This window comes from Flavobacterium sp. J49 (genome assembly GCF_011742145.1).
In the GTDB taxonomy this organism is placed as follows: domain Bacteria; phylum Bacteroidota; class Bacteroidia; order Flavobacteriales; family Flavobacteriaceae; genus Flavobacterium.
Genome location: NZ_JAAQQU010000009.1, coordinates 1 through 227 on the forward strand (window position 1 = coordinate 1; position 227 = coordinate 227).

1 protein-coding gene is annotated in these 227 nt (G+C 41.4%); it reads right to left on the bottom strand.

Going from position 1 to position 227, the window contains the following annotated elements; genetic code table 11:
• The coding region (locus HA632_RS00035) for a T9SS type B sorting domain-containing protein (protein ID WP_176305202.1) at nt 1-227 on the bottom strand (227 nt) is incomplete at both ends.

The window sequence follows — 227 nt, forward strand, 5'->3', positions numbered from 1 at the left end:
AACTGTTTCAAAAGTTTTCCGTAACGGTCAAAGATGTAAATCGTGGTTTGTTCCGCAAAATTCGACAAGCCTACTATATTCCAAGCATCGTGTATACCATCTCCGTTTGGTGTAAAGTAACGAGGATAGTCAATCACCATCACCTGATTTATAGTAAACTCTTCACAGCTAAATGCGACTCCGCCTTCGGTGTCCCAAACATGAATCGTATGTGTTCCCAGTGATAC